At 33.6% G+C, this 22,754-nt stretch carries 25 protein-coding genes and 1 tRNA gene; 12 read left to right on the plus strand and 14 right to left on the minus strand.

All coding sequences use genetic code 11. The features are described from left to right. Positions 1 to 161 precede the first annotated feature (161 nt). From ACM55M_RS09010 to ACM55M_RS09035, 7 genes are all read right to left on the minus strand, one after another. A complete protein-coding gene (locus ACM55M_RS09010) occupies positions 162 to 665 on the minus strand; it encodes an ISL3 family transposase (RefSeq protein WP_416857264.1) in 504 nt (167 codons plus the stop codon). After that, positions 650 to 877: a transposase gene (locus ACM55M_RS09015; protein WP_416857773.1), complete on the minus strand. Its 228-nt coding sequence runs from the start codon at positions 875 to 877 to the stop codon at positions 650 to 652. Before ACM55M_RS09015 ends, ACM55M_RS09010 begins: the two co-directional genes overlap by 16 nt. A 354-nt stretch (positions 878 to 1,231) precedes the next feature. Next, positions 1,232 to 1,444 (minus strand): ISAon1 family transposase N-terminal region protein, encoded by a 213-nt coding sequence (locus tag ACM55M_RS17400; RefSeq protein ID WP_465245431.1) that lies wholly within the window; start codon positions 1,442 to 1,444, stop codon positions 1,232 to 1,234. Between the two features lie 297 nt (positions 1,445 to 1,741). After that, positions 1,742 to 2,581 carry an MBL fold metallo-hydrolase gene (locus tag ACM55M_RS09020; RefSeq protein ID WP_416857265.1) on the minus strand — a complete coding sequence of 280 codons (840 nt, stop codon included), beginning with the start codon at positions 2,579 to 2,581 and terminating at the stop codon, positions 1,742 to 1,744. Between the two features lie 164 nt (positions 2,582 to 2,745). After that, positions 2,746 to 3,876, minus strand: coding sequence for an LLM class flavin-dependent oxidoreductase (locus tag ACM55M_RS09025; protein ID WP_416857267.1), 1,131 nt, complete (start codon positions 3,874 to 3,876; stop codon positions 2,746 to 2,748). A 183-nt stretch (positions 3,877 to 4,059) separates the two neighbouring features. Then, positions 4,060 to 5,424, minus strand: a complete 1,365-nt coding sequence (locus ACM55M_RS09030; RefSeq protein WP_416857269.1) for an MATE family efflux transporter — start codon at positions 5,422 to 5,424, stop codon at positions 4,060 to 4,062. Between the two features lie 285 nt (positions 5,425 to 5,709). Continuing rightward, a complete protein-coding gene (locus tag ACM55M_RS09035; RefSeq protein WP_416857270.1) occupies positions 5,710 to 6,609 on the minus strand; it encodes an SDR family oxidoreductase in 900 nt (299 codons plus the stop codon). A gap of 119 nt (positions 6,610 to 6,728) precedes the next feature. On the opposite strand from ACM55M_RS09035, the gene ACM55M_RS09040 reads away from it, so the two are divergent. The 3 genes from ACM55M_RS09040 (at position 6,729) to ACM55M_RS09050 (ending at position 8,579) form a co-directional block, all read left to right on the plus strand. Beyond that, a complete protein-coding gene (locus ACM55M_RS09040) occupies positions 6,729 to 7,061 on the plus strand; it encodes a winged helix-turn-helix transcriptional regulator (RefSeq protein WP_416857272.1) in 333 nt (110 codons plus the stop codon). Between the two features lie 36 nt (positions 7,062 to 7,097). Continuing rightward, a complete protein-coding gene (locus tag ACM55M_RS09045; protein ID WP_416857274.1) occupies positions 7,098 to 7,964 on the plus strand; it encodes a helix-turn-helix domain-containing protein in 867 nt (288 codons plus the stop codon). Positions 7,965 to 8,036: 72 nt separating this feature from the next. Continuing rightward, positions 8,037 to 8,579: a cysteine hydrolase family protein gene (locus tag ACM55M_RS09050; protein WP_416857275.1), complete on the plus strand. Its 543-nt coding sequence runs from the start codon at positions 8,037 to 8,039 to the stop codon at positions 8,577 to 8,579. 226 nt (positions 8,580 to 8,805) lie between these two features. Here ACM55M_RS09050 and ACM55M_RS09055 read toward each other — a convergent pair. The 3 genes from ACM55M_RS09055 to ACM55M_RS09065 all read right to left on the minus strand — a co-directional run bounded on the left by ACM55M_RS09055 (position 8,806) and on the right by ACM55M_RS09065 (position 11,230). Beyond that, positions 8,806 to 8,883, minus strand: a tRNA-Val gene (locus tag ACM55M_RS09055). Between the two features lie 206 nt (positions 8,884 to 9,089). Beyond that, positions 9,090 to 9,884, minus strand: a complete 795-nt coding sequence (locus ACM55M_RS09060) for a hypothetical protein (protein WP_416857276.1) — start codon at positions 9,882 to 9,884, stop codon at positions 9,090 to 9,092. A 119-nt stretch (positions 9,885 to 10,003) separates the two neighbouring features. Next, positions 10,004 to 11,230: a bifunctional folylpolyglutamate synthase/dihydrofolate synthase gene (locus ACM55M_RS09065; RefSeq protein WP_416857277.1), complete on the minus strand. Its 1,227-nt coding sequence runs from the start codon at positions 11,228 to 11,230 to the stop codon at positions 10,004 to 10,006. A 128-nt stretch (positions 11,231 to 11,358) separates the two neighbouring features. Between ACM55M_RS09065 and ACM55M_RS09070 the strand changes: the two genes are divergently transcribed. Together ACM55M_RS09070 and ACM55M_RS09075 are read left to right on the plus strand one after the other, a co-directional pair. Beyond that, positions 11,359 to 12,054 (plus strand): MotA/TolQ/ExbB proton channel family protein, encoded by a 696-nt coding sequence (locus ACM55M_RS09070; RefSeq protein ID WP_416857278.1) that lies wholly within the window; start codon positions 11,359 to 11,361, stop codon positions 12,052 to 12,054. Between the two features lies 1 nt (position 12,055). Next, positions 12,056 to 12,451 carry an ExbD/TolR family protein gene (locus ACM55M_RS09075; protein ID WP_416857279.1) on the plus strand — a complete coding sequence of 132 codons (396 nt, stop codon included), beginning with the start codon at positions 12,056 to 12,058 and terminating at the stop codon, positions 12,449 to 12,451. A gap of 228 nt (positions 12,452 to 12,679) precedes the next feature. Here ACM55M_RS09075 and ACM55M_RS09080 read toward each other — a convergent pair whose 3' ends face one another. The 3 genes from ACM55M_RS09080 to ACM55M_RS09090 form a co-directional block, all read right to left on the minus strand. Next, the gene (locus ACM55M_RS09080) at positions 12,680 to 13,579 is read right to left on the minus strand and encodes an energy transducer TonB (protein WP_416857280.1); all 900 of its coding nucleotides are present in this window, start codon (positions 13,577 to 13,579) and stop codon (positions 12,680 to 12,682) included. Between the two features lie 193 nt (positions 13,580 to 13,772). Next, positions 13,773 to 14,999: a Glu/Leu/Phe/Val dehydrogenase dimerization domain-containing protein gene (locus ACM55M_RS09085; protein WP_416857281.1), complete on the minus strand. Its 1,227-nt coding sequence runs from the start codon at positions 14,997 to 14,999 to the stop codon at positions 13,773 to 13,775. Positions 15,000 to 15,066: 67 nt separating this feature from the next. Then, complete coding sequence (locus ACM55M_RS09090; RefSeq protein WP_416857282.1) at positions 15,067 to 16,137, minus strand: anhydro-N-acetylmuramic acid kinase; 1,071 nt, start codon at positions 16,135 to 16,137, stop codon at positions 15,067 to 15,069. 230 nt (positions 16,138 to 16,367) lie between these two features. On the opposite strand from ACM55M_RS09090, the gene ACM55M_RS09095 reads away from it, so the two are divergent. The 7 genes from ACM55M_RS09095 to ACM55M_RS09125 all read left to right on the plus strand — a co-directional run bounded on the left by ACM55M_RS09095 (position 16,368) and on the right by ACM55M_RS09125 (position 22,107). Further along, complete coding sequence (locus ACM55M_RS09095; protein WP_416857283.1) at positions 16,368 to 17,507, plus strand: acyl-CoA dehydrogenase family protein; 1,140 nt, start codon at positions 16,368 to 16,370, stop codon at positions 17,505 to 17,507. A 295-nt stretch (positions 17,508 to 17,802) separates the two neighbouring features. After that, positions 17,803 to 18,192 (plus strand): DoxX family protein, encoded by a 390-nt coding sequence (locus ACM55M_RS09100; RefSeq protein WP_416857285.1) that lies wholly within the window; start codon positions 17,803 to 17,805, stop codon positions 18,190 to 18,192. A gap of 1 nt (position 18,193) precedes the next feature. Further along, complete coding sequence (locus ACM55M_RS09105; protein WP_416857286.1) at positions 18,194 to 18,682, plus strand: DinB family protein; 489 nt, start codon at positions 18,194 to 18,196, stop codon at positions 18,680 to 18,682. Continuing rightward, on the plus strand, positions 18,670 to 19,380 hold the full coding sequence (locus ACM55M_RS09110; protein WP_416857287.1) for an NRDE family protein: 711 nt from the start codon (positions 18,670 to 18,672) through the stop codon (positions 19,378 to 19,380). The genes ACM55M_RS09105 and ACM55M_RS09110 overlap by 13 nt, the downstream gene beginning before the upstream one ends. An 11-nt stretch (positions 19,381 to 19,391) precedes the next feature. Beyond that, entirely contained in the window at positions 19,392 to 20,426 is a 1,035-nt protein-coding gene (locus tag ACM55M_RS09115; protein WP_416857288.1) for an ATP-grasp domain-containing protein, read from the plus strand. Positions 20,427 to 20,430: 4 nt separating this feature from the next. Further along, complete coding sequence (locus ACM55M_RS09120) at positions 20,431 to 21,072, plus strand: hypothetical protein (RefSeq protein WP_416857289.1); 642 nt, start codon at positions 20,431 to 20,433, stop codon at positions 21,070 to 21,072. 57 nt (positions 21,073 to 21,129) lie between these two features. Further along, the gene (locus ACM55M_RS09125) at positions 21,130 to 22,107 is read left to right on the plus strand and encodes a M28 family peptidase (RefSeq protein ID WP_416857290.1); all 978 of its coding nucleotides are present in this window, start codon (positions 21,130 to 21,132) and stop codon (positions 22,105 to 22,107) included. On the opposite strand, the gene ACM55M_RS09130 is transcribed toward ACM55M_RS09125, so the two are convergent. Beyond that, positions 22,104 to 22,679, minus strand: a complete 576-nt coding sequence (locus ACM55M_RS09130; protein ID WP_416857292.1) for a GNAT family acetyltransferase — start codon at positions 22,677 to 22,679, stop codon at positions 22,104 to 22,106. The two genes, ACM55M_RS09125 and ACM55M_RS09130, sit on opposite strands and share 4 nt — an antisense overlap. Positions 22,680 to 22,754 lie beyond the last annotated feature (75 nt).

Below are 22,754 nucleotides of genomic sequence, written 5' to 3' on the forward strand. Positions count from 1 at the left end.
AGATTCTATTAAATCCTCATCATTAATTTGATGAGGATTTTTTGCGTTTTAACGGGATTATGATAGGTCATCTTCGCGCAACTCAAAAACAGATTTAGCATCAGTGTAATGTGATACAAAATACGGATGGATCAAGTCCAAAACCTGTGGAGGAACAAAAATTAAGCATACATATTAGTTAGCCTAAAAAGGAAAAACGTAATGTTTCTAACGCCTCTAAATTGCGCTCTAAAAGCTTTTATTTTAGCATTGAATGAATTCGGCAGAAGCATTGGTACTTCTATTATCAAAATAGTTTGATAATGATTCATTATTGATCGTGAGATTGTATTAAATGATTTGAAACCGGATTGATTTACTTTCTCATGCCATTTGGCTAACCTTGAAAGTCCAATAATTTCATCGGTTGTTTTTTCAAAGATATTTCTCAAATCTTGAGCTAAATCGTATGTTTTTCCGATATCGGGATATAGTTCAAATAATAATGCGGCACGGACTATTTGGTTTTGTGACCATTTCGATTTGTTCTTATATAGGAAATAGCGGCTTCGGGCTAGTAGTTGCTTAAGAGTATCTCCATTAGTTAATACTTCGGATTCGAACTTTCTATTGACTTTTTTAGCTTTTTCTATAGCATCATTTTCCTGATCTATTGCTTGTGCCAACGGTATTTAATTCTGATTTCTTGTAAAGCTTCCAAGGCTAGTTTTTGAACAAGGAAACGGTCGGTTACCTGTGTAGCATTTGGAAAACATTTCTGGTCAATTAACCCTATATTTGCTGCCATGTCCAAGGTAATCTCTGTGACTTGATTGCGCAGTTTGAGAGGAATTGGTTCAATAAAAGAAATTACAGTATCAGCTTTAGTTCCAGCAATAACGGCAACTAGAGTTCCTTTCTTTTCTTTACCGGCTTATTGGTTACAATAGTATAGAGTTCTCCACTGGAGAGAGAAGTTTCATCTATCGATAAGCGTTTACCTAAGTTTTTGCGAAAGATAAGCCATTGTTTGGCGTGTGATAGTTGATTCCAGGTTTTAAAATCACTTAATAAATTTTTGTATTTATCTTGCAGTTTTTTACCTGTAACTCCTAAAAAGAGGCAATAGCATTACAATCATTAGGCTTAGAATCTATTGATCTCATTTAAAAAAGACACAAACTCTTGTGTTACACGAGTTCAGTCTGCTACTAAATTCCAATCTCTAAATACGACTTGTCCAGTATCCTCATTAAGCCATCTTCTTCGGGTGATATGAAGATACTTGATGTCCTCGAATTGGGAAATCCTGAACGGTTATCTCATCAAAGAATCCTTTGGAACTTAATTTGTGTTGACGATATTCTTTGAGAATCGAATTGATCTCTTTTAAATAAAGATGAAGTATTTCTTCTCCTTTTTTGTACGAAGTTAATTCAAAGTAGTCAACAATAATTTGATTAATTCGCTATATGAATCTGGCATGGGTGGTGGTTATTTATAAATGTAAATATCCCTTTTTTTATATTTCTCCACAACTTTTATGTTTGATCCTATTTATGCTTAATTTTTGCTCCTCCACAGGTTTTGGACTTGATCCCTATAAATGCCATAAAATATAGACATAAAAAAAAACTCCATTATTTCTAATGGAGTTTTTTGTGGTCCTTACGGAACTATTTACGAACCATTTTATGCAAGATTTGAAGAAAATTTCAAATGAAAAATACTAAAAAAAATCTTTTTTCTTTTAATAAGTGATTTAAAGAAAAAGTTGAATTACATCTCCATCTTCTGGAATTAAAAGTTTGTCAGAACTGATCTTCAATTCGGCAGCTTTCTTTTTTAAAGAAGCTCTAGTAGCGAAACAATGATCCAAAGCATCCATGTGAACTGCGATCACTTTTGCTTTTCCGCTTTCTTTTATCAATGTCATTGTTTGCTCTTCGTTCATCAAAATTGGAGTGTTTTCATAACCTTTGATAACTGCTCCACCTGAATTAACTACAATGTAGTCAGGCTTGAATTTTTTGATTGTTTTTTTAACATCCTCTGTCCAGATGGCGTCTCCAACAATATACACGGTTGGTTGGTTCTTTGCCTGTAATACAAATCCAGAAGTCTTCCCCATCATCTTTAAAACCTCGCCAGTTCCATGCTGTCCTTGAATTCTATTGATAGTTATGTCATGCCATAACTTTTGGTCTTCTAAAACAGTTGCATTAATAAAGCCTTCTTTTTTGAAAAAATCTTTATCGGCTGGTTGCATTATCAATTCAATGGACTTATCCAGAGTTTTGCTTGCTGGTTGGTCAAAATGGTCTTCATGGGTATGAGTTACAATAACCAAATCAACACCTTTAACAATTTCTTCTATAGGAATTTTTAATTCAACGGTAGGATTTTTTTGGATTCCAGCCCAAGAATCAATTGCTCCTTTTGAGGACAACATTGGATCAAGCAACATTTTCTTTCCACTATATTCTATCAATAATGTTGCATTTCTAACTAACTGAATCGTAGGTTTTTTATCTGAATTAATTTGTCCAAACGAGAAGACACTGGACAACAGCAGTGCTACTGCTAAAATTACTTTTTTCATAAATTTTTGTTTAATTTTATTTATCTCCAAAGCCTCTTCATTAAGGCTTTTGGAGCATTTAATATGTTACAAAGGTCTGACAACAAATTATTCGTATGCTATCAAAAGCATACTATTTGATACCATTTTGATAACCTTTATTATATTTTGACTCTTGTTACTATTTAAATTGTACTCAAATTTGGCATGTTATAAGCATCTGCTATCAATTTTGCCGAATGCAATATTCCTTCCAGAGAATGTCCTAAGTTGGCAATCATTAATTCATCTGCTCCTGAAGTTTTCTGAAATTCATTCAACTTGCTTACTACTTGGTCCGCAGTTCCATGTATCATTTTTTCATTCCAACTTTCTAGTATTAATCTTTCCGAATTATCATAACTATAGTTTTTCAATTCTTCTGGAGACGGAATAACATAGGTTTGCCCTTTCATCATTCGAAGCATACTGTGTGCAAAAGCATGCGTTTGGATTTTCGCTTCTTCTACAGTATCTGCTGCAAATACAGAGAAACAAGCAATAGTATGTGGTTTATCCAAAACCTTTGACGGTTTGAAATTCTTTCTATACAAATCAAATGCAAACAGCATATTTTCGGGAGCCAATTGTGCGGCAAAAGCAAAAGGTAGCCCTAGTTTTCCTGCCAATTGTGCCGAATATCCTGAAGAACCTAATAACCAAACCGATGGACTATCAAAAGATCTGGCGATGCCGTTTTCACGATCTTGTCCCGGACCTGGAACGGCGAATACCCTATTCTTAAAAGGATGTCCATCAGGAAAATCATCTTTAAGAAAATGTAATAGTTCTGTTAACAGTTCAGGAAAATCTTCAGCTCCTAAATTATTCCCACGAAGTGCTGATGCGGTAAGTCCATTGGTTCCAGGGGCACGTCCTATTCCTAAATCGATACGTCCAGAAGCCATCGCCTGGAGCATACCAAATTGTTCGGCAACTACCAAAGGAGGAAAATTAGGCAACATCATACCGCCAGATCCTAATCGTATATTTTTTGTTTCGCCAATAAGTCTCGAAAGCATCATAGCGGGTGACGAAGTAGAAACGGCAGGCATACCGTGGTGTTCGGCTACCCAGTAACGAGCAAATCCACGTTGGTCGGCAAATTTTGCCAAAGCAATACTGTTTGCAATAGCTTCGGCAGCAGAATATCCTTTTCCAGTTGTCGCAACATCCAGAATTGACAAAGGTACTGGAGCATTTCCTTGTTTTTTAAGTGTTTGAAAAGAGGGTTGTTTATTATCTGAGTTATCTGTATTTATATTATTATTTTTCATAATCTATTCATTTTTAATTAGGTTACAAAATTACTTCAGTCATACAGAAAAAAGGATACCAAAAAATAGTTATAAACTACCGTTTTGATAATTGGGAACAACGAAACTAACTGACGAATTAATATTTCTCCTTGAAAAAAATATAGAAGTAATGCATTTGATTTATACGATACTATTTTGGGTCTATAATTTAGTTTGTCCCAATTTTATTTTCATTACGTGTTGAAATCTAAAATACATTAAGACTGATGACGTAAACAAACCAAGCGTCAAGCCATACCAAATTCCGTTAATTCCTAAATTGAAATAAATACCTAAAAGATAACTAAACGGTAGACCTATCAACCAATAAGCAAAAAAGGTTATAAAAGTTGGAATATTAACATCACCAATACCTCTCAAACTCCCTAATCCTACCACTTGAGCGCCATCAAAAATCTGGAATATTCCAGCAATAATTAATAATTGTGCTGCCAATACAATGACTTTAGCGTCGCTTGTGATTAAATAAGGTAAATATTGATTAAATAGCGTAAAAATAATAGCAAAAAAAAGCATGAAAATAATAACCAAATGATAGGAAGCATGAGCAAACTTCTGAAGTCTTATGTAATTCTTTTTTCCAAAACTATTTCCAACTTTAATAGTCGTTGCTGATGCAATTCCGCCTGCCATCATGTAAGTCATAGCAACAAGAGTAATAGCTGTTTGATGTGCGGCCTGTTCAATTGAGCCTAGTTGACCAGCCATTATAGCAGCAACGGCAAAGGCTCCAATTTCAAAAACATATTGCAAAGCAACAGGCAATCCAATTTTTACTACGTTTCTAATTTTTGAAAAATTGATGAACTTTACGGAGAAATACTGTAAATAAGATTTAAAATTATGAGATCGAAATACATACCATATCATTACAATCATCATTAAAACCCGATCTATCAAAGTTGCGATTCCTACACCCTTTACTCCCAGTGGTGCAATGCCAAACACTCCCTTTACCAAAATCACTGCGATAATTATGTTGAGGACGTTGCCCCATATCGTAATTTTCATGGCTTGTTTTGTAAAACCCAACCCTTCTGCAAATTGTTTGAAGGTTTGAAATATCATCAAAGGCAGGATTGACAAACTTAAAATAAGCAAATAAGGTTTTGCCGTTGCTACGACTTCAGGATCCTGCTGTGCGTGCTGCATGGCAAACATAGAACCAAAATATACTAACAAAAAAAGAAGAATAGCCGATACAATATTAAGCCATAGACTGTTGGATAGCAATCGGGCACATTCTTGATAATTAGACTTTCCATTTTCTTGCGCAATAAGAGGAGTCAATCCATAGGCAATTCCTAATCCAATAACCAAAACTACCATAAAAACAGAATGCACTAATGAAACTGCAGCCAAGGATATAGTTCCTGCATAATGACCAATAATAATGGTATCCATCGTTTGCACCAGTGTATGACCCAACTGTGAAATTACAATTGGTCCAGCCAGCGCTACTGTACTTTGGTAATATATTTTGTTGGTTTTTTGTTTTTTGAACATTGTGAATATTTATACTGCTCTAGGCAGATTTAACGCATCTAAATTACATTGCATTCTTGTGCTTTTTTAATAAAATTTAATTCTATCATTTAATCCTAAATAACAAAGTATTAATTTACAAATTTACTTAAGTGATACATAAAATAGGATACCAAAAAATAGTTATAAACTACCGTTTTGATAATCACTAGTAAAACTATTTCTATAAAAAAGAGAGTGCCCAAAATGAACACTCTCTTTACCTTAATTTTAAATCATCAACAAATCTTTTTAGATTCTCTTTATTTATCCTTTTATAAAGTAATCTTTATTTTCCTTTGCCCAATGTGCTAACGAAGTCATTTTTACAGGAAGTTTTTCCAGAATTTCATTCATTTTAGAATTGAATTTTGAAGGATATTCCGATGCATTTTGAAGCATTTCATAATACGCTGCAACACTTGACGCTCCTGCTTCTCCAACAAATGGTTTTAATATATCTCCAAATTCTTGTGGTTTTTGTGGATAATAAGCAATCTCTCGTTCAACACCTTTAGAAAACTGTACGGCAGTATCATTTCCTTTCAGATTTTCCATTCCACTAATTTTGAAAGTATCTGCTTTTAAGTCTTTATTGTAGATAGCTTCTACCACAAAAGCACTTACATCTCTAGATGCGATCCAACCAATTGGCATTGCTTCAGGCGTTGGGTAAGCTAATTTATTCTCGTTTGTTATAAACGGTGCACAAAAAGGTCCCATCATATTTTCCATATAAATAGTTGGTTGAATAATCACATAATCCACTCCGCTATTATTTAAATAATCCAAAACATCCAATTTCACATCATCTACAGGAGAACCTATTTTTTGTGATTCTAACCAGCCACTTGTATTCCATACAATCTTACTTACTCCATTTGCTTTTGCAGCATCAATCACATTTTTGGAATATGGCAATCCATCAAACGGATTTGGTAATGAAACTGGAATCATAAAGGCAATTGCATCAACTCCTTTAGTAATTTCAAGCATTTTATCAGCATCACTTAAATTTGCTAACACAGGCGTTGCTCCTGCTTGGGCTAATTTTTCAAAACTTTTTTCTGAACTTGTAGCAGCAATTACTTCTGCACCTTTTTTCTTTGCTTCTCCTATTACATTGAATTGTTGTGAGCCTGTAGCTCCAAATACTAAAATTTTCATATACTTAATTTTTATTTTTTTTACTAAAACTTGTACAAAACTACAATAGTACTTACTTTTGCACAAGTACTTACCTAATAGTTGGGTACTTATCAAATGGTTAGAATTATTGAATTACAATGGAAAAAAAGTCAAAAATAAATTCACCTTGTGATGAAAGGTGTCCAGTAAGAGCCTCTTTATCGCTATTAAGTGGCAAATGGACGTTGATGATATTGTTTCAAATCAACGAAAATGCAGTGCGATATGGCGAACTGAAAAGATCGGTTACAGGCATTAGCGAAAAAATGTTGATACAAGAATTAAATATGCTTGTTGAAAATAAATTGGTTAGCAAAAAAGTCTTTCCCGAAATTCCTCCAAAAGTAGAATATCGATTGACTGAATTAGGATTAAAAACCTTGCCTATTGTAGATCAACTGGCTCAATTCGGATTAGAAAATTTAGTTTAACAATAAACAAACCCAAACCGCTTAATCCAAGATCTCATGAGAATATTGAAATTTCATAAAACAGAATGCGGAGTTGACTTTCTGCTAAATGTTTTGCGTTCTGAAGATGTAATTGAAAACTATAACAATTCTGAAATTTACAATACCGATTACTTTGAAATTATAGTATTTAAAAAAGGTCGCGGAACGTTGTTATTGAATCAACAGAAAATAAATATTTCAGACAATAGCCTAATTTTTATTTCGCCATTTCAGCAACGTCAATGGTTTTTAGAAGGCGATGATCTTGATTTTACCGTTCTTGTTTTTCAGGAAGATTTTCTAAATGATTTTTTCGCTGATAAATTATTCACTTATAGTTTACTTTATTTTTATCAGTTAGAATACCCGTTGCATTTACCCGTTGATCCATCAGAGATTTTAAAATATTGTGAACTACTTACAGAAATTAAAACAGAATTGGTGGCTACTAAACCAGATAGTGTGCACATTATTCGCTCGTTGCTTTATTATTTATTACAAAAAATAAACCGACAATATGCTCAAAAAAATGAATTGTCAATCGATAAGAATGGTAGTAATTATGCTTTTCAGTTTAAGCAATTATTAGAAAAACACATCAAAGAAAAACAGCGTATTGAAGATTATACTGCTTTATTAAATATCAGTAGAATTTCGCTAAACAAAGCAGTAAAAATGCATTTTAATGTTACAGCAACTTATTTACTCAAACAACGTTTGCTTTTTGAAATTAAGAACTATTTGATTTATTCTGTTCTTACTGTGGCCGAAATTGCTCACGAATTACACTTTTCTGAACCCAATCATTTGATGCGTTTTTTTAAAACCCAAACAGGAATGACCACCAGTTTATTTATATCCGATTATCAAAATGGTAGTTAATGAATAGTGTTTGGTAGCATGTCTCTTTTAGGTATTTTCTAATTTTGTTTTATTAATTTAAAAAATAAAATCATGAGCAAAGCATTAATTATAGTAGACATTCAAAACGATTATTTTGAAAACGGAGCAATGGAATTAGTAGGTTCATTGAAAGCCAGTGAAAACGCAAAACAAATTTTATCAAAATTTAGAAGCGAAAAATTACCAATTGTACACATTCAACATCTTTCGGTAGCGCCAGGTTCTACCTTCTTTTTACCAGAAACTGAAGGTCAAGAAATTCACGAAAATGTAAAACCTTTGGAGGGTGAAAAAGTAATTGAAAAATACTATCCAAACAGTTTTAGAGATACAGGACTTTTAGAGTATCTGAAATCTCAAAACGTAACCGAATTAGTATTTGTTGGTATGATGACACAAATGTGTATCGATGCAACTGTAAGAGCGGCAAAAGACCTTGAGTTCAAATGTACCGTAATTGGTGACGCTTGTGCAACAAGAGATCTTGAAGTAAACGGAAAACAAGTAAAAGCTGCTGATGTTCAAACGGCATTTTTAGCTGGCTTGAGTTTCTTTTATGCTGATATAAAAAACACAGCAGATTATCTATCTTAATAAAAAGAAGTACAGAACCACAGCATTGAACAAACATCCCTATGTAAAGTAATCTAAGTATTATAGTTTAACTAATAGGTTTGCTGTTTGTGTCAATTAACCATACGAGCCTCGAACCATAATTTCCAGTAAATACGGTAATTTATACAAATAAAGTATTTTAATTCAAGTTTATCGAATCAAAAAAAACCTCCAAAGTCTAAGACTTTGGAGGTTTTTAAATTTATGGTGGGCGATGAGGGGTTCGAACCCCCGACCCCCTCGGTGTAAACGAGGTGCTCTGAACCAGCTGAGCTAATCGCCCTAGTGCAATTTAGTAATTTTAAATGCCTTATTGCGAGTGCAAATATAAGCTTGTTTTTCGCTTATCCAAAATATTTTTGCACAAATTTCAATATTTTTTCGAAAGATTTTATATTTAATTGGTGTTTAGTTTATTAGGTTTGATGAAATTTTTAAATAAACTCCGTCTTTCAATCTGTAAACGGAGTTTATTTGAAAATTTATAATTTATTTGGATAGCGTGGGTTCGTTATGGTAAATGAAATCACCATGAATTCCTGTAAATGCTTTGTTCAATCCATCAAAAAACACTTTTCTGTCATCTTCTTTTGGCCAAGCGGTTTTTATTAATTCATCTTGTTTATCGCTGGATTTTTCTAAATCGGATAAGGAATCATAATAATAGGTTTCGAGAAAATCTCTGCTGTCAGCACCCCAAGCATGACGATTCGGGTAATAGCCTTTGATATAAGGGTTGTTCATGGTTACTTTTTCGTTATATTCCTTCATGCCTTTTCCTTGACCATTCAGCGACATTTGAGATTTTCGGATATAGACAACCATAGGTTCTTTTGAAGTAGGTTTAAATTCTTTAGAGCCAGCAATCGAAGAATAAATTTCATCGGAATGCATTTTGGAATAATAAGTGTTGTATTTATCAAAAAAATCCTTTCTAATTTTTTCGTCTGGCCAACCTTTTTTAATTAATTCATCGGATACATCATTTGCTTTTTCGATATCTTCCCAAGTTTTAAAGACAGAAACCAGTAAAACTTCAGAACTGTTTTCTGTATAATAATGATTAAGAATTTCGGAGCCAATTATTAAATCGTTCTTACTTGTAACTTTATCAAAATACTCTTGTTCAGTTTGTTTCCAGTCTTTACTATCTGTATCCTGATTCCTGTGTAATGTCGTCACTGTAATAAATACAGGTTTTTGGTCTTCTTGGGCAAACATTCCAATGCTAAACTGAAATGTTAAAATTAACAATACCAATGCTAAATTGTCTTTCTTTTTCATAATAGTTTAAGAATTAAGTGAATTAAAATAGTCATATAAATTTAACTAATTAGAAGTCAGTTAATTGTAGAAATAAACAATTTATTTTTGAAAGTAATTTTGGCCAAAGTTAAATCCCTTTATTTTAAAGGTAATTCAGCAACTACAAACGTACTGCCGCCAATAAAGATAAAATCATTTTTTGTGGCATTATTCCTAGAGTGCTCATAAGCCTCTGTTACAGAGTAGTATGTGTTTCCGTTAAGATGGTGTTTTTTTGCTTTTTCTTTTAAAATGGCAGCGTCTAAACCACGGGGAATGTTTGGTTTGCAGAAATAATAAATTGCATTTTTTGGAAATAAAGGTAAAACTTCGTCCAAATCTTTATCATTTACCATTCCAAGTACAATATGTAGTTTTTCGAACGTTTCTTTTTGAATTTGGTTCATGACAATCTCTAATCCGTTCTTGTTGTGTGCGGTGTCACAAATAACTTTAGGGGATTCGCCTAGTTGTTGCCATCTTCCTTGAAGTCCTGTGTTTTTTACAACCAGGAGCAAACCAGATTTGATATCTTTCTGGAAGACTTTAAATTCTTTTTGCGTATTTAAAATAGCAATTGTTTGTATCGCGGTTTTTTTATTGTGCAGCTGATAATCGCCAATTAAATCCGAAGGATAGGTTTCTGAAACCAATTCAGAAGCAAAGTAGATTGCTGAATTGCATTCTTTGGCTTTCGCCAAAAAAACGGGCTTGGTTTCAGTAGTATATTCTCCAATCACTACCGGAATGTTTGGTTTTATGATTCCCGCTTTTTCAAAAGCAACTGATTCCAGTGTGTTGCCAAGAAATTGGGTATGATCCAACCCAATATTCGTAATAACCGATACAAGTGGCGTAATGACATTGGTAGCGTCTAATCTTCCTCCCATTCCAACTTCTATAATGGCGATGTCCACTTTTTCTTTTGCAAAATAATCAAAAGCCAATCCAACGGTCATTTCGAAGAAACTCATGTCGTTTGCTTCAAAAAAAGCTTTATGCTTATTGGTGAAATCAGTAACAAATGCTTCAGAAATTTCAATTCCGTTAATTTTGATGCGCTCCCTGAAATCTTTTAAATGAGGCGAAGTATACAATCCCACTTTATAGCCCGCTTCCTGAAGTATAGAAGCTAGCATGTGTGAGGTAGAACCTTTTCCATTAGTTCCTGCAACATGAATGCATTTTATTTTTTCTTGAGGATTGTCAAGATGATCTATTAGTAAATGCGTGTTGGTTAAATCTTTTTTATAGGCCGAAGCTCCCTGAAGTTGGTACATCGGGAGTTGATTAAACAGCCAATTTATAGTTTCCTGATAGTTCATTTTTGAATAAAATAGTCGTTGTTTAAAATATTTTTCGATTTTTTTAGTTTAATAGTACATCGAAAAGTATCTTTATTGCAAAATTGAAATAATTTTTAGAATTAATGAGTAAAAATCAATAATAATATATGTTTAGTTTTATACAATTACAGGCCGACACTATTACTAATGCTGCGTCAAACGTAGTAATCGAGAAAATTGCTCCAAATACTGAAATCTCTGTTTTGGAATTTATTTTAAAAGGAGGGTTCTTCTTAATCCCAATTTCAATCTTATTATTCTATACTTTTTATTTAATTATAGAACGTACTTTGTATATTAATAGAGCATCTAAAATGGATCATCGATTGATGTTAGATGTCAGAGATAATCTAAATTCAGGTAATTTGGAATTGGCACGATCTATTGCTGAAAGAAGCAACACGTCTTCCGGTAACATTATTAAAGAAGGAATTCTGGTTATTGGCAGACCTATTACGGAGATTGAATCTAATATGGATCGCGCTGCAGACATTGAAATTGGAGAAATGGAGAAACATTTAGGTCAATTAGGTCTTATTGCAGGGATTGCGCCTACATTAGGATTTATTGGAACTATTTCTGGAGTAATTAAAATATTTTACAGCATTTCAGTTACTGAAAATATTAGTATTGGTAATATATCTGGAGGTTTATATGAGAAAATGATCAGTAGTGGTTCTGGTTTATTGGTTGGAATTATTGCGTACAGCGCGTACCACTTACTAAACGGAAAAATTGATAATTTTGCTTTAAAAATTCAAAAACAGATATTGGAATTCGTAAATATTATTCAAAGATCGTAACATGTCTATAAAACGAAAAAGAAGATTTCATGCCGAAGTGGCTACTTCGTCATTAAGTGATATTATGTTTTTCTTGTTGTTGTTTTTTCTGATCATATCCACTTTGGCTAATCCAAATGTTATAAAAATGACATTGCCAAAAGCAAAAGCTAATGAGAAAACGAACAAACAATACATCAGTTTGTCTGTTACCGAAGACAAGAAGTTCTATATCGACAAACAACCGGTAGCATTTGAGGAGTTAGAAACAACTTTAATGTCTAAAATGAATAGTGAAAAGGATCAAACCGTTGTGGTGAGAATCCCGTTTAATTTGCAAGTCCAGGATTTAGTTGATGTATTGCAAATAGGAGTAAAAAATAATTTGAAGTTTGTGATTGCCACCAGTCCAAAATAAGTGTCATTGCGAGTTTTTACGAAGCAATTTCATTATTTGGGCGTGACCGCAATAGAAAAAGGGGCTAATCAGCATAAAGTTGATTAGCCCCTTTTTCTATTGCGGTCGGGCTATCCGCAGTACTTCGGTACTTGCTCCTATCCCTCACGCAAATCCCGAAACCACTGAATTCTTGGAAAAAAATAAAAAATAAAAAATGCCTAGATAATTTGATTCTGTATTTAATTTTTAATTCAAATTGAAATTATAAACGATTTTTCCCACTTGTTTTTCCGGGGCATCGCTGCTGGCATCCCATTTCGTATTCATCGCCGCGATTCGTGCTTGGTCTAATAAGCATCTTGCTGTATTCGTTGTTCCTTTTATGCCGGCAATTGCATTTATAGTTCGTCCATTTCTATCTACAGAAACTTCTACGACAACTTTTCCTTCTTCGTTGCAGGTGTATTTTGGAGCGGGCTTAGAAATCGCTTTTCTGTTTCCTAGAGTGTAACCACTGCCGCCGCCAGAACCACTACCGTTTCCTCCACCGCTACCGGAGCCATATCCGCTTCCAGTTCCTATTCCGGTTCCTGTGCCGTTTCCGCCACCTGTTCCTCCACCGGAACCACCTGTTCCATAATAACCATTAGAACTTAAACTTCCGTTTGATTTTCCTTTATTTCCAGCTGCTTTGTCATCGCCATCACCGCCTTTATTGGAGCCTTTCAGAATGCTGGATAATGCATCATTTGTATTGTTGGAAACTTTAGGTTTTACAACCACTGGTTTTGGTTTCTCTTTTACAACAGTTATAGGTTTTGTAGTTTTTTCTTTTTGGGGAATGACAACACTTTCTTCGGTGCTGTTTTCCTGCGATAAAATAGCTTCGTCAGGAGTTGCTTTTGCTGGTGTTTGTCTCGTTTGGTTTTTTACTTGCAGCACTTCACTTTTATAATTCGCTCCGGAACCTAAATCGCTATCTCCAAAATTCACGGTGACACCTCCGCCACCTCCTCCGCCTGCAAGTTCAGCCAAGTTTGCTGGTGGCCAAAATCGGATGAAAAATAAAATTAACAACATTGTCGCATACAAAAGAATGGATATGGCTAAAGATTTCTTTTGGTCTGATGAAATGGTGGAACTCATTTGTATTTTAAATTTAAAAAAGTGTATTACTAAAAAACGTTGAAAAGTACTAAAAATTGTCAAGAGTAAAAAGCTACTGGGAGAATATAAATAAGATAGCTTTTATTTAAAATTGAAAATAAGAAAAAGGGATTAAATAGATTTTGAATAATCTACTTAATCCCAGTTCCAATATGTTTATGAATGCTATATTTTAAGTAAGTTGTTTCAAAGCAATTTCAAAAGCAGTAGCACTAATGTTTGTTTTGCTTGGATTCAAATCATGTGCTTTTTCGATTGCTTTTTTGATCGTTTCTGATGTGTCTTGAAAAATGGCTTCATCGGTCATTTGCACTTTCTTTTCCATAAAATAAGCAAAAACGCGAGCCATACCACAATTAGAAATAAAGTCAGGAATTAAGCTTACTTTATGATCTACATCTTCCATAATTGGACCGAAAAATATTTCTTTGTCCGCAAAAGGAACATTTGCGCCACATGAAATTACTTCAAGACCATTGGCAATCAAACTGTCAATTTGAGATTGAGCCACTAATCTGGAAGCTGCGCAAGGAGTGAATATTTCAGCGCCGATTGTCCAGATTTTTTGGTTGATTTCTTCAAAAGGAATCATGTTTTCGGCAACCAGTTTGTTTCCGTCTTTAGCAAGGAATAATGTTTTTATTTCTTCGAAAGTAAAACCTTCTTCATTTATCAATCCGCCATCTCTGTCAATGATACCTATGATTTTTGCTCCCATTTCTGCCAGATAAAATGCTGCAGCTGAACCTACATTTCCAAAACCTTGGACTATGGCTTTCTTGCCTTTTACGTCTCCGCCATAAATAGTATAATAATTACGAACTGCTTCGGCAACGCCAAAACCGGTAATCATGTCTGCAATGGTATATTTTCGAGAAACATCTGGAGAGAATTTCGGATTCTCTATTACTTTAACCACACCTTGACGCAATTGACCAATTCTGTTGATTTTATCCGCTTCGGTAGGTTTGAAATGTCCGTTAAAAACACCTTCTTGTGGGTGCCAAACGCCACATTCTTCTGTCATGGGGATTACTTCATGAATTTCATCCACATTCAAATCACCCCCGGTTCCGTAATAACTTTTTAATAACGGAGAAACCGCTTTGTACCAACGTTGTAAAACGCCTTTTTTTCTGGGATCATTTGGGTCAAAATTAATTCCGGATTTTGCACCGCCAATAGCAGGTCCTGAAACCGAAAATTTCACTTCCATTGTTTTTGCCAAGGACAAAACTTCATTCATATCCAATCCTTTTCTCATACGAGTTCCACCGCCAGCAGCGCCACCACGAAGAGAATTAATTACAGTCCAACCTTCGGCTTCGGTTTCAGCATCTTTCCAATGGAAAACTATCTCAGGTTCTTTATTTTCGAATTTCTTTAATAAATCTTTCATTTATTGCGATATGTTTAATTTTGACAAATATAAAAAATAGAATAATGCGAATTATGTATTTTTGATATTATTTTGAGTAATAAACATTTCCAGAGCTGTGATCCATTTCAGCACCCGTAACACTGCTCAAAACATTGATTTCTCCTCGTAATTTTAATACGCCAAGTAGCGCAAAAATCAACGCTTCTTTGAATTCCAGAATTTTGGCTGATGGAATTATGATTTTCATTTCCGGTAAACAAGACTGAATACGTTCGATAAGAAAATCATTGTATGCGCCACCGCCAGTTATGTAAAGACTTCCTTTTTTATTTGGTAAAGCCAAAGCGATCTGTTGCGCTACATGTTCGGTGAACGTATGTAATTTATCTTCAATAGCAATTTCAAAACTTTCGATTAAGGGTAAAACGGTTTCTTTTACAAATTCAAAACCCAGTGATTTCGGATGTTTTTTTTGATAAAAATCCAAAGCGTTTAAATCATTAAGTAAAGTAGTATTGTTTTTTCCAGTACGGGAAATGGTACCTTTGTCATCATAATCGAATCCCAATTGATTGGCGTAAAAATTCAAAACGGTATTTACCGGTGAAATATCAAAGGCAATTCGTTGCTGGTCCAGTTCAAAAGACACATTTGAAAAACCTCCTAAATTCATGCAATAATCGTATTCAGGAAATAATATTCGGTCGCCAATAGGAACCAAAGGAGCGCCTTGTCCGCCAAGTTGAACATCTTGTACTCTAAAGTCGCAGACTACTGTTTGGTGAATTAAAGAAGCGATTTCGGGTAAATTACCAATTTGAAGTGTAAAGCCATTTTGCGGTTGATGTAAAATAGTATGTCCATGCGAACAAACGGCATCCAGATTTTCGATTTTATGTTTTTCGATAAAAGCTGAAATAATGGAAGCGAGAAGTTGGGTGTAATCCTGATTTAATTTTTCGAGTTGTTCTTTAGAATAATCTACCGCAGTTTTTAGGCTTTTTACCCAGTTTGAGCTATAGGCTATAGTTTCGCTTTCAAGAATTTCAAAAGACCATTTATTGTTCTGTACTTTAAATTGGATATGTGTTAAATCAACACCATCAAGCGAAGTCCCTGACATTACTCCGATAACGTTATAGTAATCTTCTTTCATTGAGCAAATTTATAAATCAAAATTGATAATTTCATAATATTAAAGTACCTTTGAATGCTTTTTTTAAATAAAAAGTAATTTAATAGGTGTAACTTAAAACAATAATCAATTTTATGATGAAAAGTAAAAAACATAAAAAACTTTCTAAAGCTGTAAATTTAAGGATTGTAATTGAGTAATTTTACTTTTATTTGTAGAGTTGAAATTTTAATAAAAAACAAAATATAGTTATGGATTTTAATCTAACCGAAGAGCAGTTAATGATTCAGCAAGCAGCTAAAGATTTTGCTCAAAACGAATTATTGCCGGGTGTTATTGAAAGAGACGAATTCTCTAAATTTCCAACGGAGCAGGTGAGAAAAATGGCGGAGCTTGGTTTTTTAGGAATGATGGTTGACCCTAAATATGGCGGCTCCGGATTGGATAGTGTTTCTTATGTTTTGGCGATTAGTGAAATTGCTAAAGTAGATGCCTCTTCCGCAGTTGTTATGTCTGTAAATAACTCTTTGGTTTGTGCAGGTTTAGAAAAGTATTGCAATGAAGAACAAAAAATGAAGTATTTAGTCCCTCTTGCCAAAGGAGAAGTAATAGGTGCTTTTTGTTTGTCTGAACCTGAGGCGGGCTCTGATGCCACTTCGCAGAAAACGACTGCAATCGATAAGGGCGATTATTATTTACTGAATGGAACCAAAAACTGGATTACCAATGGATCTTCGGCATCAACCTATATTGTAATTGCTCAAACTGATGTTGAAAAAGGACATAAAGGAATTAACGCATTTATAGTTGAAAAAGGATGGGCTGGCTTTGATATTGGTCCAAAAGAAAAAAAAATGGGAATTCGTGGTTCGGATACGCATTCCTTAATGTTTAATGATGTTAAAGTGCCAAAAGAAAACCGAATCGGAGCAGACGGGTTTGGTTTCAATTTTGCGATGAGTGTGTTAAATGGCGGAAGAATAGGAATTGCTTCTCAAGCCTTAGGAATTGCAACTGGTGCTTATGAGTTGGCCTTAAAATATTCGCAAGAGCGCAAAGCCTTTGGGAAGGAAATTTTCAAACATCAGGCGATTGCTTTTAAATTAGCCGATATGGCAACTCAAATTATGGCAGCCAGAATGTTGTGTTTTAAAGCAGCTTCTGAAAAAGATTTAGGAATGGATATTTCTCAATCTGGAGCAATGGCTAAGTTATTTGCTTCACAAACTGCTATGGATACAACGATTGAAGCGGTTCAAATACATGGTGGAAACGGCTATGTTGCCGAGTATCATGTGGAGCGTATGATGCGCGATGCTAAAATTACTCAAATATACGAGGGGACTTCTGAAATTCAGCGTATTGTGATTTCAAGAACACTGGTTTCATAAATAAAATTTTATAGTTATTTATACCCTTTTCAATTTCGATTGGAAAGGGTTTTATTTTTAAAACGATTTTTTAATATATTTACTGGAAGATTGGGCTTAAAAAGAAAGTAAACTGTGACTCCAATTGTTCAATCAAAAGGAAACTAACCGGGCATTGATTTATAACTGAAAAGAATTCATTATCTCGGATATTCCAAAACTATAGTTTCAATTATTTCGTATCTATTGTAAAGTAGTGACAAATGGCTTTTTTGATTCTTAATAACTTTGTTTAAGAAATAAATATAAGAATGTGATGAAAACAACTATTTTATCTTGGATTTTACGTATTGCAGTTGCAGTAATTTTTTCACAAACGTTATATTTTAAATTTACTGGTGCCGAGGAAAGCATTTATATTTTTACTGCTTTGGGAGTGGAACCTTATGGAAGAATTGGTACCGGGATTTTAGAATTGATTACTGTAATTCTAATTTTAATGCCTAGAACTACAATATATGGAGCATTGCTAGGTTCTGTTATAATGGTCGGAGCTATTCTTTCACACCTTTTTGTTCTGGGAATTGAAGTGGAAAATGATGGCGGAACGTTATTTGCGTTGGCAAACATAACCTTATTTAGTTGTCTTACTTTGATTTTTTTAAATAGAGATAAACTGTCAAATTTGTTAAAATTAAAACTATAATATGCTGATACCTTCTATTACAAATAGTCTAAACGAATTGATTGATTTGCTCCATCAATTGTCAAAAAAGGATTACTCAAATCCATGTGTTGAATTGAGTAATGCCAGTATAGGTGAACACACGAGGCATATTATCGAAATGTTTCAATGTCTCGAAAATCAATACGATTTAGGGATTGTGAATTACGATAAAAGAGAACGTAATGTGTTAATTCAAACTGATATGAATTATGCGATTGATCATATTTTAGAAATTAAAAATAATCTTGAAAAAGAGAATAAAAATATCGATTTGCAACAAGTGATTGACGGTGAAGAAATCCGAATTCAAAGTAATTATTATAGAGAATTGCTTTATAATTTAGAACATTGCATTCATCATCAGGCACTGATAAAAGTGGCTACTTTAAAATGTGAAAATATCACGGTCGATGAGAATTTTGGAGTTGCCCGTTCTACAATTGAATACAGGAATCAATGTGCACAGTAAGTTTTGTCCATGTCCATGATAGGATTGTCATTACCTCAAATCGAGATGAAAAAATAATTAGACCCTCTGCAATACCACCAAGGAATTATACTATAAACGGTAAAAAGATTATTTTTCCAAAAGACCCAAAAGCTGGTGGAACTTGGTTTGTTGTCGATGCAAATGGAACTGTTTTAGTTTTATTAAATGGTGCTGACGAAAAACACAAAGTAGTGCTTCCTTACAGGAAAAGTCGGGGTCTAATTGTTCTTGATATTATTAGCAGCGTATCACCAAAGGACTTTTGGGACGAAATTGATTTGGAAAACATAGAACCTTTTACATTGGTTTTATTTCAAAATAAGGAGCTGTTTCAATTGCGATGGAATGGGAATCAGAAAGAAACGACTCTTTTAGATAATCATAAAAATCATATTTGGTCGTCTTCAACCTTGTATCCAGCTGTAATTCGGGAGAAACGTACAAATTGGTTTTATACTTTTTTGGATACAAATCCTGAAATATCAGAAACAGAAATGCTTTATTTTCATCGCTATACCGAAGATAAAAATCAGGAAAACGGATTGGTTATCAATCGAAATGACGAAATGAAAACCTTGAGTATTACGCAATCTGTAATCGAAAAAAATAAAGTTGCTATCTTGCATTGTGATTTGATTGCACAAGAAGAGTACAAGACCTCATTTATCACTATTTAAAATTTTCTCAATTGAAATTACTTTTTCATAAGATTACGCATTGGGAATATTGGCCGTTTCAGATAGTTTATATTCCAATTTATTTTCTTTGGGTATTTTATTCGCTTAAAGCAAAATCGATTTTTTTCTTTAACGCGACTAATCCAACGATAAAAAACGGAGGATTTATGATGGAATCTAAAAAAGCCATCTACAATTTAATTCCACAACGGTATTATCCAAAAACTGAACTCATAATCGAAGGAACTTCACTGGAAGAAATTCTAAAAATAATGGAATTTTCAGGAATAAATTATCCACTGATTGCAAAACCTGATATTGGTTTGCGTGGTTCCGGAGTCAAGAAAATAGATACAATCGCCGACTTAAAAAGATACGCTGAAAAGGCGAATTTTGATTATATAGTGCAAGATTTAATTCCTTTTGAAAATGAAGTTGGCATTTTTTACGTACGTTATCCACATGAGAAAACGGGTAAAATAACAGGAATAGTTTCCAAAGAATTTCTAATAATCACTGGAGATGGAATTGCAACTATTGAACAGTTAATCAAGAAAAACCCGCGTTACGAATTACAGCTTAAAGTATTACAACAAGATTACGGTAAGAAATTATTTAAAATTCTTTCAAAAGGAGAAAAACTAAATTTGGTTCCATACGGGAATCATGCACGAGGTGCAAAATTTATTGATGGAAGCCATTGGACAACCCCAAAATTAACCGAGACCATCAATGAAATGTGTTTACAAATTCCAGGTTTTTATTTTGGAAGATTGGATGTTATGTACACTACTTTCGAAGATTTGGAACAAGGAAAAAATTGCGCTATTGTGGAGTTGAATGGAGCTGCAAGTGAACCCACGCATATCTATGATCCAAAACATTCGTTGCTATTTGCTTGGAAAGAACTTGCCCGACATATTACGTATATGTATGAAATAAGTGTTGAAAATCATAAAGCCGGAAATCCGTATTTGTCCCACAAGGAAGGAATGAAAGAATATCGTCTACATTTAGAGCAAAGCAAAAGAATAGTAAATTTCTAATAAAATGAAAATTATAAAAAATATTCTCGTTGGTTTCTTAGTGAGTTTTATAGGCTCAGTTCCACTGGGATATTTAAATATTATTGGATTCGAAATTTATGCTGGATTAGGAATTAATAGTTTGATTTTTTATTTGTTGGGCGTTATTTCGGTTGAGGTTTTTGTAATTTACTTCACGTTGATTTTTGCGAATCAATTGGTAAACAATAAAAAGTTGATGAAAATAATCGATTTTTTTGCGGTCTTTTTTTTGCTGTTTTTAGGGTATTCTTTTTATGCGCATTCGAATCAAGCAGTAGGAAATCATAATGATTTAGAAAGATTTGTAAAGTATTCGCCTTTTCTTATCGGTGTTTTTTTGAATGGTATCAATTTCCTGCAAGTGCCATTCTGGACAGGATGGAATCTCTATTTGATTAATGGAAATTATATTGCCATTGAAAAAAGACTCAAATACTATTATGTTTTTGGGACTTTAGTTGGGACTTTTTTTGGTATGTTAGCTTTGGTAACTATTCTAAATTTGTTTTCCCAAAACACAGCGAGTTTCTCAAGATATATAGTACCTGTAATTATTCCGTTATTTTTTGTAGTTTTAGCTTTCATTCAAATGTACACCGTCTACAAAAAATATTATAAGAAATAAGATTTTGATTCTATTAATAAAATAAGATTGCTCCTTTTAACCAAAGAATTATTGACTATGAAAAACACCTTTTTACTGCTGCCGTTCGTTCTATTCGGTTGTGTACGAAATTCTCCTATCACAGCACAAGCCACAAACGATACCCGATTAAAACTAATTGAAGCAGAATATAAAGTCAAAGAGAGTGATGTTGCAGAAACATTGAAATACTTGACTTCGGATGAATTGGAAGGCAGAGAAACCGGTACAAAAGGAATGGTGAAAGCGGCAGATTATTTAGAACAGTTTTTCAAAGACAATAATGTAAAGTCTTATTTTTCCACGTATCGCGATACGTTGTCTAATTTCAAAGACCCCGCTTTTAATATCGTAGGTTTTGTTGAAGGAAATGATCCTGTGCTTAAAAATGAATTCGTTATTATTAGCGGACATTATGATCATATAGGAATCGATAAAAAAGGAGTAAATGGAGATTTTATAAATAATGGTGCCAATGATGATGCTTCGGGAACAACCGCAGTTGCTGAAATAGCGAAATATTTCATTAGTGTTAAAAACAATAAAAGAAGCATTCTTTTTGTATTCTTTGCTGGTGAAGAAAAGGGATTGTTGGGCTCTAAACATTTAGCCAAAAAGCTGAAAGCTCAAAACTTTAATTTGTACGCGCAATTCAATATTGAGATGATAGGTGTGCCAATGAAAAGGGATTATCTGGCGTATATTACCGGTTTTGACAAATCGAATATGGCGGGTAAAATCAATGAATATACAGGAAAAAATACGATTGGTTTTCTACCAAAAGAAGCTGAATATCAATTATTTTACAGATCAGATAATTATTCTTTTTACAATGTTTTCAAGGTTCCGTGCCAGTCTGTGAGTACTTTCGATTTTGAAAATTTCGAATTCTACCATCATGTTTCAGATGAATTCAAAGCCATGGATTTACCTCACATGACTTCGTTTATTCAGGAATTATTACCTGCCGTAACGCAAATGGCCAATACGCCAACACATGAAATTCATATGAATTAACGAATAGAAACAGGCTGATTCATATCATAAGCCAAAATAAAATAGTTGTTATTGTTGAATTGAAAATCACCAATAATAGACCAATTTAGTTTTTCTGTATGCGCTTTTGTCGATGGTATATTAGTTTTGTTAATGAAAGTCAAAGCCAATGGATGTTTTTTAACAACGTGTTTTCTCATGAATTCAAAAAGAGGCGTTATCAATCCTTTTCCTCTGTATTTTTTATCGATGCAAATAGGACCGTATTGAAAGCTATTGGTTGTAGTAATGTCGAAATCTAAAAATTTAAGATCAGGTAATAGCGTAATCATGTAATTGAATATGGGCCATTGATTGAAAAAATCCCAGCTTCCAGAAAATATGTAGGCAATGGTTTTATTATTGTCTTTAGCAAGAAATAAGCCTTGTTGTTCTATTACTTCAGTTAATTGGGGAATTGTAAACGGTGTGGTAACAAAGCCAAATTCTTTTTCCTCTTCAGATAAGTTAGAGACAAGGTATAATTCCTGTAATGCTAATACTCCATCAATATCACTCAATTTTGCTACTTCAAATTGTATGTTTGCTATCATTTTATGCTACTTCAAATTGTATTTTGTTTTGGCAAAATTAAACAAAATTATAGAAAACCTTATTTTTATATTCGA

Source organism: Flavobacterium galactosi (genome assembly GCF_048158585.1).
Taxonomy (GTDB): domain Bacteria; phylum Bacteroidota; class Bacteroidia; order Flavobacteriales; family Flavobacteriaceae; genus Flavobacterium; species Flavobacterium galactosi.

Bases quoted from the DNA above. Each gene is read 5' to 3' on its own strand.
- ACM55M_RS09100 (WP_416857285.1), top strand. From the start codon at position 17,803: ATGAAAACAACTATTTTATCTTGGATTTTACGTATTGCAGTTGCAGTA.
- ACM55M_RS09125 (WP_416857290.1), top strand. From the start codon at position 21,130: ATGAAAAACACCTTTTTACTGCTGCCGTTCGTTCTATTCGGTTGTGTA.
- ACM55M_RS09045 (WP_416857274.1), top strand. From the start codon at position 7,098: ATGAGAATATTGAAATTTCATAAAACAGAATGCGGAGTTGACTTTCTG.
- ACM55M_RS09080 (WP_416857280.1), bottom strand. From the start codon at position 13,579: ATGAGTTCCACCATTTCATCAGACCAAAAGAAATCTTTAGCCATATCC.
- ACM55M_RS09065 (WP_416857277.1), bottom strand. From the start codon at position 11,230: ATGAACTATCAGGAAACTATAAATTGGCTGTTTAATCAACTCCCGATG.
- ACM55M_RS09110 (WP_416857287.1), top strand. From the start codon at position 18,670: ATGTGCACAGTAAGTTTTGTCCATGTCCATGATAGGATTGTCATTACC.
- ACM55M_RS09105 (WP_416857286.1), top strand. From the start codon at position 18,194: ATGCTGATACCTTCTATTACAAATAGTCTAAACGAATTGATTGATTTG.
- ACM55M_RS09095 (WP_416857283.1), top strand. From the start codon at position 16,368: ATGGATTTTAATCTAACCGAAGAGCAGTTAATGATTCAGCAAGCAGCT.
- ACM55M_RS09025 (WP_416857267.1), bottom strand. From the start codon at position 3,876: ATGAAAAATAATAATATAAATACAGATAACTCAGATAATAAACAACCC.
- ACM55M_RS09130 (WP_416857292.1), bottom strand. From the start codon at position 22,679: ATGATAGCAAACATACAATTTGAAGTAGCAAAATTGAGTGATATTGAT.
- ACM55M_RS09030 (WP_416857269.1), bottom strand. From the start codon at position 5,424: ATGTTCAAAAAACAAAAAACCAACAAAATATATTACCAAAGTACAGTA.
- ACM55M_RS09050 (WP_416857275.1), top strand. From the start codon at position 8,037: ATGAGCAAAGCATTAATTATAGTAGACATTCAAAACGATTATTTTGAA.
- ACM55M_RS09020 (WP_416857265.1), bottom strand. From the start codon at position 2,581: ATGAAAAAAGTAATTTTAGCAGTAGCACTGCTGTTGTCCAGTGTCTTC.
- ACM55M_RS09120 (WP_416857289.1), top strand. From the start codon at position 20,431: ATGAAAATTATAAAAAATATTCTCGTTGGTTTCTTAGTGAGTTTTATA.
- ACM55M_RS09075 (WP_416857279.1), top strand. From the start codon at position 12,056: ATGTCTATAAAACGAAAAAGAAGATTTCATGCCGAAGTGGCTACTTCG.
- ACM55M_RS09070 (WP_416857278.1), top strand. From the start codon at position 11,359: ATGTTTAGTTTTATACAATTACAGGCCGACACTATTACTAATGCTGCG.
- ACM55M_RS09035 (WP_416857270.1), bottom strand. From the start codon at position 6,609: ATGAAAATTTTAGTATTTGGAGCTACAGGCTCACAACAATTCAATGTA.
- ACM55M_RS09090 (WP_416857282.1), bottom strand. From the start codon at position 16,137: ATGAAAGAAGATTACTATAACGTTATCGGAGTAATGTCAGGGACTTCG.
- ACM55M_RS09060 (WP_416857276.1), bottom strand. From the start codon at position 9,884: ATGAAAAAGAAAGACAATTTAGCATTGGTATTGTTAATTTTAACATTT.
- ACM55M_RS09085 (WP_416857281.1), bottom strand. From the start codon at position 14,999: ATGAAAGATTTATTAAAGAAATTCGAAAATAAAGAACCTGAGATAGTT.
- ACM55M_RS09040 (WP_416857272.1), top strand. From the start codon at position 6,729: ATGGAAAAAAAGTCAAAAATAAATTCACCTTGTGATGAAAGGTGTCCA.